Raw genomic sequence first — 12,809 nt, 5'->3', positions numbered from 1 at the left:
GTTCGACGTGACAGCACATATGTGAAAATGTGATCTCGTGCCAATACCATCCGGGGAGGATTTCTTATGGCCGACTATCCGCATCTTCTGGCACCGCTCGATCTGGGCTTTACCACGCTGAAAAACCGCGTGCTGATGGGGTCGATGCACACCGGGCTGGAGGAAACCAAGGACTGGGCCCGCGTGGCGGAATTCTACGCTGCCCGCGCCCGCGGTGAGGTGGCGCTGATGGTCACCGGCGGGATCGGTCCGAACCTCGAAGGCTCCGTCCTGCCCGGTGCCGCGATGATGGTGAGCGACGAGGATGTGGCCAACCACTCTGTGATCACGAAGGCTGTACATGAGGCTGGCGGCAAGATCGCGATGCAGATCCTGCACGCAGGTCGCTACGCTTACGGGCCGAAATGCGTAGGCCCCTCGGCGATCAAATCCCCGATTTCCCCCTTCCCACCCGCCGAACTAGACACGGACGGCATCGAAAAGCAGATCAGCGACATTGTGACCTGTGCGCAGCGCGCACAAGAAGCGGGCTATGATGGGGTCGAGATCATGGGCTCGGAAGGCTACTTTCTGAACCAGTTCCTCGTCACCCACACCAACAAGCGCGAGGATGAATGGGGCGGCTCCTACGAGAACCGCATGCGCCTGCCCATCGAGGTGGTGCGCCGCACGCGCGAAGCGGTGGGGCCGAATTTCATCCTGATCTACCGCCTGTCGATGATCGATCTGGTGCCCAATGGCTCCACCCATGACGAGGTGGTGCAGCTGGCGCAGGAGATCGAAAAGGCAGGCGCCACCATCATCAACACCGGCATCGGCTGGCACGAGGCGCGCATCCCGACCATCGCCACCTCGGTGCCCCGCGCGGCCTTTGCCTGGGTCACCAAAAAGCTGATGGGCAAGGTGGGTATCCCGGTGATCACCTCGAACCGCATCAACACACCCGAGGTCGCCGAAGACGTGCTCGCGGGTGGCTGCGCCGATATGGTCTCCATGGCGCGGCCCATGCTGGCGGATGCGGATTTCGTGGCCAAGGCGATGCACGGCAAATCCGATCAGATCGCACCCTGCATCGCCTGCAATCAGGCCTGCCTCGACCATACCTTCAGCGGCAAGATTTCCAGCTGTCTGGTGAACCCGCGCGCCTGTTATGAAACCGAACTGGTGATCACCCCCGCCGCCGCGCGGAAGACCATCGCCGTGGTGGGCGCGGGTCCGGCCGGGCTGTCGACGGCGATAACGGCTGCGGAACGCGGCCACGCAGTGACGCTCTTTGATAGGGCAACGGAGATCGGCGGACAGTTGAACATGGCCAAACAGGTCCCGGGCAAGGAAGAATTCTGGGGCCTTGTCGATTGGTACCGCACGATGGTTGCCGACCTTGGTATTTCGGTGGAGTTGGGCCGCGATGTCACGGCAGCTGACTTGCAGGGGTTCGACGAGGTGATCATCGCAACCGGCGTGGTACCGCGCGACCCCGAAATCCCCGGTCAGGATGGCCCCAATGTGCTCAGCTACATTGACGTGCTGCGCGGGAAGGCAGAAGTCGGCGAGAAAGTGGCCATCATCGGTGCGGGTGGCATCGGCTTCGACGTCGCCGAGTACCTCGTGCACGCGGGCACCAGCCCAACCGAAAGCCTACCCGACTGGATGCGCGAATGGGGCGTGGCTGACCCGGCAGAGCACCGCGCCGGTCTGGCCCCCGAGGGCCCACAACCGCATGCCCCCGCCCGTAAGGTAACGCTGCTGCAACGCAAGGCGGAAAAGCCGGGCAAGCGCCTTGGCAAAACCACCGGGTGGATACACCGCGCAGCCCTCGCCATGAAGGACGTGAAGATGGTGGGTGGCGTGAACTATGAGCGGATCGAGGATGGCGGCATTCTGGTGTCCCACGGAGAGGCGCGAGAAAACCCGACGCTGATCGAGGTGGACACCATTGTGCTTTGCGCCGGGCAGTTACCGGAGCGCAGCCTCGCCGACGCGCTGGAGGCCCAAGGCACAGCCTGTCACGTGATCGGCGGTGCGGATGTGGCGGCAGAGCTTGATGCCAAACGCGCGATCAATCAGGGCACCCGGCTCGCGGCGACGTTATGACAAGCCGCGTTGTTGACGGTGAAAACTTGCAGTAGTCTGGACGCCAAATCATTGCAGGATCACCCCCATCGCGCTTTTCGGTAAAAAATCTGGTGAACAGGCCGTGCGGGAAGGCATGCCGGACGCCTATCCAGCCGTCTGGCGGTTCTGCGTCTCGCTGACCGGGCGCCGGGACTGGGGCGAGGACGTGCTGCAGGCAACCTGCCTGCGCGCCATCGAAAAAGCGGACGGGTTTGAACCGGGCACCCATCTCGACCGCTGGATGATGCGCATCGCACACCGGCTGTGGCTCAATGAGCTGCGCGCGCGCAAGGTGCGCATCGGCGGTGGCCTGGTGCCGGTCGAAGACATCGACGTGGCAGACCAGAAAACACCTGATGCCGAAACGAATATTTTCGTGTCTGAGGTGTTATCCAAGATAAATACCCTGCCGGATGCCCAGCGCCACGCGGTTTCGTTGGTCTATGTGGAGGGGATGAGCTACCGCGAGGCAGCTGACATCATGGAAATACCGATCGGCACGGTCATGAGCCGATTGGCCGCAGCTCGAAAGACGCTGAATCAGAGTATGCCGGATCAAAAGAGGTCGTCACAATGACGCAAGGCACATGGATTAGCGACGAAGACCTGACCGCCTACCTCGATGGGGAGGCGGAGGAGGCGCTGCACCGCAAGATTGATGCCGCCCTTGCCGGGGATACCGGGCTCCAGGACCGTATTGCGGCGCTGACACTGGATGTGGATGCCTTGCGCGCGGGCGCGCTGGCCGCCTTTCCGCCACCACCGCCGATGCCAAACCTGCCTGCCGCCAACCGGTCACGGGCGCCGTTGGGGGTGTTCAGCGCCGGGCTCGCGGCGGGGCTGGCCATCGGAGCCTTCACCTTTGCCACATTCTTTGCGCAACCTGCTCCGCCGGATGGCTGGGCCGGGTTTGTGGCCAGCTATCAGAAGCTCTATACCGCTGAAACGCTCAACGCGATTGACCAACCCCCGGCGGAGACGCAAGCGCAGCTGCTACGGGTCTCCGAAGCCATCGGATTGGACCTCGGCAATTTGCCCGTCGTTGAGGGGCTGACCCTGAAACGCGCGCAAATACTGGGCTTCAAGGGAAAGCCGCTTGTCCAAATCGCATACCAGCGCACGGATGGCACGCCGGTGGCGCTCTGCATCATCCTGTCCCCGGCTCAGGACCCCATGCCGCTGACGGAAAGCGAGAACAAGGGCCTGCAAACGGTGCGCTGGAACCGCGACGATCACGGCTTTTTGCTGATTGGCGACATGGATCCGATGCCGCTCAAGCAGGCCGCAGAGGTATTTGCCGCGGCGCTCTGAACGCGGATTTTCGCCGGAATTGCGGCAATTTCGTTTCCACGACCTCAACGATTCACGCAAAAACCGCGATACTGTCTCACCGGCGCCCCGTTCCTGCCCGAATTCACCCGCATATCTCGATCTGGAACTGACAGACATAAGGGGAAGGCAATGGACCGCCTCACTGAAATGGAAGCTTTCGCCACGGTTGTGGACCAGGGCGGCTTCACCGATGCGGCCAAGAAGATGGGGATTTCCAAATCCGCTGTCTCAAAACACGTGTCCTCCCTCGAAGCGCGCCTCGGCGCACGCCTTCTCAACCGTACAACCCGCCGCGTCAGCCCGACAGAGATTGGGCTGGCCTACTATGACCGGGCACGCCGTGTGCTGAACGACGCGGGCGAGGCCGACGCGCTGGTCACCTCGATGCAGAGCGCGCCCTCCGGTCTTCTGCGTATTTCCGTGGCGACGGATTTCGGGGTGAACCATCTCTCGCCTGTCTTAAGCGAATTTCTGTCCGATTTCCCCGATATCACCGTGAACATGGTGCTCAACAACCGCTACGTCGAGCTGATTTCCGAAGGCTTCGACATGGCCGTGCGGATCGGCGAGCTGGAGGACAGCTCCCTGCGCGCGCGCAAGCTCACGGAAACCACCAAACGCATGATCGCCAGCCCCGCGTATTTCGAGAAATACGGGCGACCCGAAAAGATCGACGACCTGAACAACCACAAACTGCTGCATTATTCCAACCAGTCCTCCGGCAATGTCTGGAAACTGACGGCGCCCTCGGGCGAAAAACGTCAGGTGCGCACGGCAGGTTGGCTGAGCGTGAACGATGGGCAATCCTTGCTGAATGCCGCGATTTCCGGTCTGGGCATCGCTTATCTGCCCAGCTTCCTCTACGCCGACGCGATGGAAAAAGGCCTGATCGAGGATGCCATCCCCGATCTGCCGGTCGAAACGCAAGGCATCTACGCCGTCTACCCGCCCGGCCGTTTCACGCAGCCGAAAGTGCGCGCCTTCATTGATTTCCTCGTGCACGCCTTTGCCGAAAAAGGCCCCTCGGACTGGTAACCGCTCAAACACCTCCTCGGTGAAACTTCCTCCGGTGCGGGTCTCGTACCGGAGGATTTTTTTGTTTGAGGCGACGCTATTCGGTATTGAGCAGAATGGCCTCAACCCGTCTGTTTTGATCACGCCCTTCGGCAGTCTGGTTTGAGGCGATGGGCGCCAGATAGCCCATGCCCTCGGCCTCAAGCCGGTCTGGATCGATCCCGTATTGATCGATCAGACGCGTGCGCACTGCCCGCGCCCGCGCGCGCGACAGGGCGATATTCGGCGCAAGCCCCCCGACCGTGTCCGTGTGACCCACCAGGGCAATCCGCAACGCCGACTGCGCCTGCAGCAGTTCTGCCAGACGTTCCAGCGAGGCAAAGGGACCGGACCCGAGCGCCGTGGTCCCGGTGTCAAAATCAAGATCGCGCAGAACAACGAAACCGCGTTGCAAGAGACCGGTTTCCGGGTCACTCGCCTCTGTCGGTCTGTCGGGCGGTGTCGGCGCCGGAGAGGGTGTTTCCGCAGGGGTCGGTGGCCGTGCGACCACCTCAGTCGATGTGTGAATGGTCTGCACGTAGGCCGAGGCCGCGGTCACGCTGGTCAGAACGGTCAGCGCCTCACCGGGGTCGCTCCGGGGTCCCTTGAAAGCCGTCAGATATCGGTAAGACCCAATGTTCACGTACATATTCGGCCCGGGCAGCACCTCGATGCCAAAGCGGAAATCGAAACCGCCGCAGGCAATGTTGCTGCATTCGAACACGATATCATAGCCAAGCGCCTCGATCTGGTCGCGCAGCGGCGCCATCACCTGCAGGGGCGTCAGCCCGCCGGTTCCGATCCGCCATGCCCGGCGTGTCACGGCCCCTTCAAGGGTTTGCGAGGGCACGGTACCATCCAAAAACCCGGCCACCGGCGCCTCGAAACTGTCCAAATCAGTGGCGCGTTCGACCGTCAGCTGTGCATCGGGTGGCAAGGTGAGATCAGCGGCGCTGGCGCCATCTGCGCAAGCCAGAAGCACCGCCAGCAAAGAGAGGCGCGGCGATATCATCTGGCCTGCGCGTGGTAGTCATCGTTCGGCTGCATCGCCGTGGCGCTGGCTACCCGGTTGGTCATGTTGAAAAACCCGGCAACATTGGCGATGTCCCAGATGTCCTGATCGGTAAATCCCACCTGACGCAGGGCATCGCGGTCCTGCTCTTCGATGGTGGCGCTGGCGGTGGTCATCTGCGCGGCGAAATCCAGCATCGCCCGCTGCCGGGCATCCAGGTCGGCAACCCGGTAATTCATCACCAGCGCCTCGCCCAGCTTTGGGTCACCCGACATCGCCCGCACGGCGGCACCATGGGCAACCAGACAGTAGAAACACTTGTTGATGGAAGAGACGACAACCGCGATCATCTCCCGCTCCAGCTTGCTGAGGCCGGACGGCGCCAGCATCAGATTATTGTACATGCCCGTGAAGGCATCGAGCTTTTCAATGTCGAACGCATAGGCGCGCAGCACGTTCGGGATCATGCCCAGCTTGTCCTGGCACACATCGAAGTATTTCTGCGTGGGTGCCGGCAGCGGGTCCACCATCGGCAGGTTCAGCGCTGTGGGGAGAGCGGTATCAGCCATGTCATTGCACCTCTTGTGCGTCTTTGTAGCGATAATGGTACTGCCCCACCGGCGCAAAGCCCAGAGAGGAATAGAGGCGATTGGCCGCGGTGTTGGCCTGCGTGCAGAGGACCGAGATATGCTCCGCGCCCTGATTTTGCGCCCAAAAGGCCGCAGCGCGCATCACCCAGCCTGCCACGCCCTGACGCCGTTGGTCGGGCAGGATTTCAACCGCATGCACCATGCATGTCTTCTGGTGCAGTGCCGCGAATGCCGCTCCGGCGGGTTTTTCGTTCCAGCGGGCGAGAATACCGGTCTTTACCTCCGCCCGTGCCATGACCGCCACGCGTTCCGGACCGATGCCGCCCTGCGCCCAGATCTCTTCCATGATCGCCAGCGGTTCCCAGATACAAAAGGCCGTCACGCGCGGCACGGGCACATCCGTCAGCCGGGTGATCGGCAGGCTATAGGCTGTTGTGGGGTCAAGAGTGCGGTACCCTCTGGCCTGCAGGGCCGCATCCAGTGCCTCATCCCCTGGACGGATCATGAAAAGCGGTTGTTGCCCCATGCCACGCATGGCCTCTTCAGCTTCCGGAATATCCGACGGCTTCACCTCTGCCGTCGGCGTCGCGGCGGAGACGCGTTTGCCGCCACCTTTGCCATCGCGCACCACCCACGGCCCCAAGGGGACAAGCCGGGCAGCGGGCCATGTGGCCTCAATCACCTCAAAGACGGCATCCGGCGTCATGTCAGGAAGGTTTCCGCGAGCAAATCCTTCACCTTGCGCACCAAGGCCGCGTCCGACCCCCGGATCACCACGTTCGACCCGTACTTACCGCTCTTTTTCTGGAACGGATAAGAGCCCATGCTGAGCATCGGGTATTCGGCGGCCAACGCGCCCAGAGGGCCCGCGATATCCCCCTCTCCCCGGTCGATGCGCAGGGTTTCCGACACAAGCGGCGCGCCCCCCGTCAGCGTGGGCAGCAGGCTGTCCACCATCGCCTGAAACACCGAAGGCACCCCGGCCATGACATGCACATTCTCCAGCGTGAACCCCGGCGCTGCGGAGACCGGGTTGTCGATCAGATGCGCGTCGTCGGGAATGCGTGCCATGCGCAAACGCGCCGCGTTCAACTCGGTGCCCGAGGTGGCGTAGTGCCGTTCCAGAATGCCGCGCGCATCTTCGCGCACATCGATGTTCTTGTTGAAGGCTGCGGCGATGCAATCGGCTGTGATATCATCATGCGTCGGCCCGATGCCGCCGCTGGTGAACACGTGGTCATAGGCGGCGGAAAGCGCCTGCACAGTAGCAATGATAGCCCCACGATCATCGCTGATCACACGCACCTCGCGCAGGTCGATACCGGCCTCTGTCAACTGCCCCGCCAGGTGATACATATTGGCGTCGCGCGTGCGCCCAGACAGGATTTCATCTCCAATCACCATCATCGCAGCTGTCGGGTTGGGCATCTGTCGGCTCTCCTTGCGTCTCACCTGATGCGAGGTATAGACCTGCCCCCATGCGCTTTCAAACCGATCTTGTGCCTGCACGGCTGACCCGCCGCTACAAACGCTTTCTCGCCGATTGCGTGCTCGAAGAGACCGGCGCGGAAATCACCGCCCATTGCGCCAATCCCGGCTCCATGATGGGGCTGGCAGAGCCCGGCACCCGGGTGTGGCTGGAACCCAATGACGACCCCAAGAAGAAGCTGAAATACGGCTGGCGACTGGTCGATCATGAAGACGGTCATTTCACCGGTGTGGATACCTCCCTGCCCAACCGAGCGTTGAAATCAGCGCTGCAATCCCGTGCGATTGCGCCCCTCTCCGCCTATGAAACGGTCCGTCCGGAGGTAAAGTATGGCGAAAACAGCCGCATCGATTTCCTGTTGAGCGCGCCGGGACTGCCCGACGCCTATGTGGAAGTCAAAAGCGTGACCCTCTCGCGGCAGCCCGGTCTGGCGGAATTTCCCGACAGCGTCACCACCCGCGGGGCCAAGCATCTGCAGGAACTGGCGCAAATGGCAGCCGCAGGGCATCGCGCGATCATGCTCTACCTGGTGCAGCGCACCGATTGCCATGATTTTACGCTCGCGGCGGACATCGATCCGGCCTATGCCGCCGCCTATCGGGACGCCCGTCAGGCAGGCGTTGAAACTTTGTGCTATGGTACCAATATCAGCCCTGCGGGTGTCGAACTTGCCGATGCTTTGCGGATTTCGACCTGAGCGCCCTCTGGCTCTTGGGTCTATTGCGCGTTAAAAGCGCCTCGAACAGCCACGGTGGAGCACATTCGTGAACGAAGACCTTCGGGGCCGTCACACCAAAGACGGCATACGCATCTACAATCCATCTGATTTCGCCGGCATGCATGCCGCCGGCGCGCTGGCTGCGCGTATTCTGGATGACGTCGCCGCACATGTCTTTGTCGGCCAGACGACCGGTGCCATCGACAAGGCCATCACCGATATGGTGGAGGACGCGGGCGCGACCTCTGCCACCATTGGCTACAAGGGCTATCAGCACGCCAGTTGCATTTCGGTGAACCACGTCGTCTGTCACGGCATTCCGGGGGACAAGACCCTGAAGGACGGCGACATCCTGAACATCGATGTGACCGTGATTGTCGATGGCTGGTACGGCGACACCAGCCGGATGTATGTGGCGGGCAAGCTGCCGCGCAAGGCTGAACGGCTGATCCAGGTCACTCATGACGCGCTGATGCGCGGGATCGAGACCGTGAAGCCGGGGAAAACCTTTGGCGATATCGGGCACGCCATTCAGGCCTATGTGGAAAGCCACCGCATGTCCGTTGTGCGGGATTTCTGCGGTCACGGGCTGGGCCGCGTCTTTCACGCGCCACCCAACGTGCTGCACTACGGGCGGCCCGGCACCGGCGCCGTGCTGGAAGAGGGGATGTTCTTCACCATCGAACCCATGGTGAACCTCGGGCGACCCGAAACCAAGACCCTGTCGGACGACTGGACGGCGGTGACCCGCGACAAATCCCTGTCGGCCCAGTTCGAACATTCGATTGGGGTGACAGCCGATGGCGCGGAGATTTTCACCCTATCCCCCGGCGGGCTGTTTCACCCGACCTACTCCAAAGACTGATCCACGCCTGCGCCTTCATCACGGCGCAAAAGGTGTAGTAGCATCGTCTCCCGGCCCCACGGCTGGACCGCATCGCCAATAAACACCGGCGGTGGGCGGCGCACGGGCGGCTTTGATGTCACCGACGCTTGCACGACCGGGGGCCAAAAGAAAGAGACAGCACTTGCAAACATGCGGTGCTGCCTAGCACATCACGGTGAAGTTTTCGACAACAACGTGATATGGGTATCGCCATAGCGGCGGTGATCGATGGGCGCAAAGCCATCGGGCGCGGGCATCGGCTGCGCTTCTTCCCAGACGATAAACGCGTCTTGCGACAACCAGCCGCCGACGTCTGCCGCCGCTAGCGCCTTGCCACCCAGTTCTTTTCCATAGGGCGGGTCCAGAAAGATCAGATCATAGGCTTCTGAATCATGGACCGGCAGGCGCGTTGCATCCCGCCGGATCAGATCGGTCTGACCTTCGGCGCGCAGCTTGGCGATATTCTGACGGATCAACCCCTGCGCAACCCGCCCGTCATCCACAAAGCTGACGTGTGCCGCCCCCCGCGACAGCGCCTCCAGGCCCAGCGCGCCGGTGCCCGCGAAAAGGTCGAGAACACGCGCGCCCGCGATCACGTCATGATGTGTCAGCATGCTGAAGAGGCTTTCGCGCACGCGGTCCGACGTGGGCCGCAGATGCGCGCCCTTGTCCCCTTTGCCAACGCTGGCAAGGGTGGTGCCGCGAAACTGTCCGGCGATGATCCTCACGCCTGCAAAAGGGCTTTCAGGTCCGCAGAGGCATCGGCCACCACGGAAGGATCGGCAGATTTACCCGCCTCGATCAGCCGTTTGCCGATCATATAGGCGCGCGGGTCATTCATCGCATCGACGGCGAGGAGTTCCGCGTCCCGGTAATACCAGAACGACGCAGTCTGCCCCGTGCCGACCCGGCTGACGACGTCGGTGTAGCCGGTGTTAAGCCCGGCAATCTGCAGCTTCACATCGTATTGGTCAGACCAAAACCAAGGTTTGGCGGTATAGTTTTTGCCCGCGCCCATGATGTTCTCGGCCACCAGTTCCGCCTGATCAATCGCGTGCGGCACGCTTTCCAGCCGGATGCGGCCCTCACGGTAGGGGAAGGATGTGCAATCACCTGCCGCCCAGATGTGCGGTGCGGAGGTGCGACCCTGCGTATCCACTTTGATGCCGTTGTCGATGTCTAGGCCCGCCGCCTCGGCCAGGGCAGTCGCTGGGGCGATCCCCACGCCTGCGATGACGAAATCGACCTCTAATTCAGTACCATCGCTCAGCACGGTGCCACTGACATCACCTTCTCCGGTCAAACGATCAAGCCCGACACCTTCCAGAATGCGCACCCCATGCGACTGGTGCAGCGCGCGAAAATAGTCGCTGGTCTGGGGCGCCGCCACGCGCTGCAGTATCCGATCGGCCATTTCGACCAAGGTGACGTCGAGACCCAGCTTTGCCGCAACGGACGCGGCCTCCAGACCGATGTAACCGCCGCCCACAATCAGCACGCGCTTGCCTTTTGTAAACCGGGGCGCCATTGCATCGACGTCCGACAAGTCGCGCACCGTGAAAACACCGCCAAGATCGCCGCCGATGCTCACGGGCAGACGGCGCGGAACCGAACCGGTGGTCAGAACCAGCTCATCATAGCTGAGGGCCTCTACCCCGAGCGCCACGCGCTTTTCGGCCGGATCAATCGACGTCACCTCCGCATTGGTGCGCAGGGTGATGTCATGCTCCGCATAAAAGGTCTCGGGCCGCAGGTAGAGCCGTTCCAGCGCCATCTCTCCCATCAGATAGGCCTTGGACAGGGGTGGGCGTTGGTAGGGCGGTGCAGGTTCAGCCCCGATCAGCGTGACCTGACCGTCAAACCCGCCATTGCGCAGTTTGGCCACGCAGGACGCACCCGCCTGCCCTGCGCCGATCACGATAACGTGGCTCATGTCGTGCCCCTCTTCTTGCCCGATTTCTCTGGCCCTGCCTCGGGCCGCAACCTATATCCAGCGCAACGACAAACGCAATTGCAAGAAAGGCGTATCACATGACGATCTCACAGGGCGACCAGCTTCCCGACGCAACTCTGATGGAATTGGGCGCGGAAGGACCAGCGCCCGTTTCGTTGTCCGACAAGGTGAAGGGCCGCAAGGTGGTGATCTTCGCGGTGCCCGGTGCCTATACGCCCACCTGCCACTCCGCCCATGTGCCCAGCTTTGTGCGGACCAAGGACCAGTTCGACGCCAAGGGCGTGGATGAGATCATCTGTGTTTCCGTGAACGACCCCTTCGTGATGAAATCCTGGGGCGAGGCAACGGGTGCCGCGGCAGCTGGCATCACCATGCTGGGGGATGCGGACAGTTCGTTCACCAAGGCGATCGGCATGGATTTCGACGCCCCGCCTGCAGGCCTGATGGGCCGTTCCAAGCGCTACGCGATGCTGGTGGATGACGGCAAGGTCACGCTTTTCCAGCCTGAGGAAAGCCCCGGCATGTGCGAGGTTTCCGCTGGGGAAGCCCTGCTTGAAAACATGTAACTCAAAAAGGCCCGGAGCATCCCTCTGGGCCTTTTTTGAAGCTTTCTGAGGCTAAAAGCCTTTTGCCCTTCGTCTGAGACAACCTCGTCACAAGGCACGTTCGACCAGAGGCAGAGGCAGCATCTCGTGAGCCAAATCAACCGCAAAGCCGCTTAGCAGCGCAGGTCAGGCGCGCTCTTCCTCGGCGTCCCCATCAAAGCCCGTGCGTGCCGCGCCATTCTGGGCGCTTTCTTCCGTATCACCGCTGTCAGCTTCGGCCCGCACAATGGTGCGCGTCGGGAAGGGGATGTCGATATCTCCGGCATCCAGCGCCTCTTTGACCGCCCGTTTCATATCCGCCTGGTAGGCGAAGTATTCGGAGGCTTCGACCCAGACGCGCACCAGGAAATCGACGGAACTGGCACCCAGATTGTTGACCTGAATGAAAGGCTCCGGATCGCTCTTTGACCGCTCATCCGCCATGATCGTGTCGCGAATGATCCGCTCTGCATCAGCAAGATTGACACCGTAGCCGACGCCAAAACTCCATTCGGCACGGCGCATGTCATTCGTCGAATAATTGGTGATGACATTGCCCCAAACCTCTGAGTTCGGGATGATCACCTGCACATTACTCAGATCCGCCAGTTCCGTGAAGTTGAGTGTGATGGCTTTGACGGTCCCCATCTCGCCGCCCACTTCGACAAAATCACCCAGTTTTATGGGCCGGAACAGGATCAGCATCACACCGGCGGCAACATTCGACAACGTGCCCTGCAAAGCCAGACCAATGGCCAGGCCCGCCGCACCAATGACCGCCACAACGGAGGTCGTCTGCACCCCGAAGGTGTTGAGCACGAAGAGAACTGCAAAACCCAGCACCACGTAGCGTACGATGGAGGCCAGGAAGTCAAAGAGCATGTCGTCCAAGTGGCGGTGCCGCAAACCGATATTACGCACGCGGCGCTGCAGCCAGGCCGAGACAATCCAGCCGATGATCAGAATGCCGATGGCGGCAAGAACGGACCCCACCGCGCTCATCAGAAATTCAACGGTGAGCAGATCGGCGAGGGTCTTGCCCTGCCAGATTTCAGTTTGCAGTAGGTCTTGCATTG

14 protein-coding genes are annotated in these 12,809 nt (G+C 61.8%); 7 read left to right on the top strand and 7 right to left on the bottom strand.

Annotation, left to right across the window (positions count from 1 at the left end; all coding sequences use genetic code 11):
- The first annotated feature begins 66 nt into the window (after nt 1–66).
- The 4 genes from ISX84_RS16125 (at nt 67) to ISX84_RS16110 (ending at nt 4,482) form a co-directional block, all read left to right on the top strand.
- A complete protein-coding gene (locus ISX84_RS16125) occupies nt 67–2,094 on the top strand; it encodes an NADPH-dependent 2,4-dienoyl-CoA reductase (protein ID WP_195821427.1) in 2,028 nt (675 codons plus the stop codon).
- Between the two features lie 115 nt (nt 2,095–2,209).
- Nucleotides 2,210–2,692, top strand: a complete 483-nt coding sequence (locus tag ISX84_RS16120; protein ID WP_195821426.1) for an RNA polymerase sigma factor — start codon at nt 2,210–2,212, stop codon at nt 2,690–2,692.
- On the top strand, nt 2,689–3,426 hold the full coding sequence (locus tag ISX84_RS16115; RefSeq protein ID WP_195821425.1) for an anti-sigma factor family protein: 738 nt from the start codon (nt 2,689–2,691) through the stop codon (nt 3,424–3,426). Before ISX84_RS16120 ends, ISX84_RS16115 begins: the two co-directional genes overlap by 4 nt.
- Nucleotides 3,427–3,576: 150 nt before the next feature.
- Nucleotides 3,577–4,482, top strand: a complete 906-nt coding sequence (locus tag ISX84_RS16110) for a LysR family transcriptional regulator (protein ID WP_195821424.1) — start codon at nt 3,577–3,579, stop codon at nt 4,480–4,482.
- A gap of 76 nt (nt 4,483–4,558) precedes the next feature.
- Here the strand turns inward: ISX84_RS16110 and ISX84_RS16105 are convergent, their stop codons facing one another.
- From ISX84_RS16105 to ISX84_RS16090, 4 genes are read right to left on the bottom strand one after another with little or no spacing between them, the layout of a single operon-like run.
- Entirely contained in the window at nt 4,559–5,512 is a 954-nt protein-coding gene (locus ISX84_RS16105) for an OmpA family protein (RefSeq protein WP_195821423.1), read from the bottom strand.
- Complete coding sequence (locus ISX84_RS16100) at nt 5,509–6,081, bottom strand: peroxidase-related enzyme (RefSeq protein ID WP_195821422.1); 573 nt, start codon at nt 6,079–6,081, stop codon at nt 5,509–5,511. Before ISX84_RS16100 ends, ISX84_RS16105 begins: the two co-directional genes overlap by 4 nt.
- Before the next feature lies 1 nt (nt 6,082).
- Nucleotides 6,083–6,808: a GNAT family N-acetyltransferase gene (locus ISX84_RS16095; protein WP_195821421.1), complete on the bottom strand. Its 726-nt coding sequence runs from the start codon at nt 6,806–6,808 to the stop codon at nt 6,083–6,085.
- On the bottom strand, nt 6,805–7,530 hold the full coding sequence (locus tag ISX84_RS16090; RefSeq protein WP_195821420.1) for a competence/damage-inducible protein A: 726 nt from the start codon (nt 7,528–7,530) through the stop codon (nt 6,805–6,807). The genes ISX84_RS16095 and ISX84_RS16090 overlap by 4 nt, the downstream gene beginning before the upstream one ends.
- A gap of 50 nt (nt 7,531–7,580) precedes the next feature.
- Here ISX84_RS16090 and sfsA point away from each other — a divergent pair, with 50 nt between their 5' ends.
- Together sfsA and map are read left to right on the top strand one after the other, a co-directional pair.
- Nucleotides 7,581–8,288: a DNA/RNA nuclease SfsA gene (sfsA, locus tag ISX84_RS16085; RefSeq protein WP_195821419.1), complete on the top strand. Its 708-nt coding sequence runs from the start codon at nt 7,581–7,583 to the stop codon at nt 8,286–8,288.
- Nucleotides 8,289–8,355: 67 nt separating this feature from the next.
- The gene (gene map / locus ISX84_RS16080; RefSeq protein ID WP_195821418.1) at nt 8,356–9,174 is read left to right on the top strand and encodes a type I methionyl aminopeptidase; all 819 of its coding nucleotides are present in this window, start codon (nt 8,356–8,358) and stop codon (nt 9,172–9,174) included.
- Between the two features lie 191 nt (nt 9,175–9,365).
- Here the strand turns inward: map and rsmD are convergent, their stop codons facing one another.
- Complete coding sequence (gene rsmD, locus ISX84_RS16075) at nt 9,366–9,923, bottom strand: 16S rRNA (guanine(966)-N(2))-methyltransferase RsmD (protein WP_195821417.1); 558 nt, start codon at nt 9,921–9,923, stop codon at nt 9,366–9,368.
- A complete protein-coding gene (locus ISX84_RS16070; RefSeq protein ID WP_195821416.1) occupies nt 9,920–11,128 on the bottom strand; it encodes an NAD(P)/FAD-dependent oxidoreductase in 1,209 nt (402 codons plus the stop codon). The genes rsmD and ISX84_RS16070 overlap by 4 nt, the downstream gene beginning before the upstream one ends.
- A 98-nt stretch (nt 11,129–11,226) precedes the next feature.
- Between ISX84_RS16070 and ISX84_RS16065 the strand changes: the two genes are divergently transcribed.
- Entirely contained in the window at nt 11,227–11,715 is a 489-nt protein-coding gene (locus ISX84_RS16065; protein ID WP_195821415.1) for a peroxiredoxin, read from the top strand.
- A gap of 165 nt (nt 11,716–11,880) precedes the next feature.
- On the opposite strand, the gene ISX84_RS16060 is transcribed toward ISX84_RS16065, so the two are convergent.
- Nucleotides 11,881–12,807, bottom strand: a complete 927-nt coding sequence (locus tag ISX84_RS16060) for a mechanosensitive ion channel family protein (protein WP_195821414.1) — start codon at nt 12,805–12,807, stop codon at nt 11,881–11,883.
- Between the last annotated feature and the right edge of the window lie 2 nt (nt 12,808–12,809).

The sequence above is a fragment of the Roseobacter sp. MH60115 genome (genome assembly GCF_015644665.1).
GTDB lineage: Bacteria > Pseudomonadota > Alphaproteobacteria > Rhodobacterales > Rhodobacteraceae > Roseobacter.
This window is presented reverse-complemented; position numbering and strand designations above follow the sequence as displayed.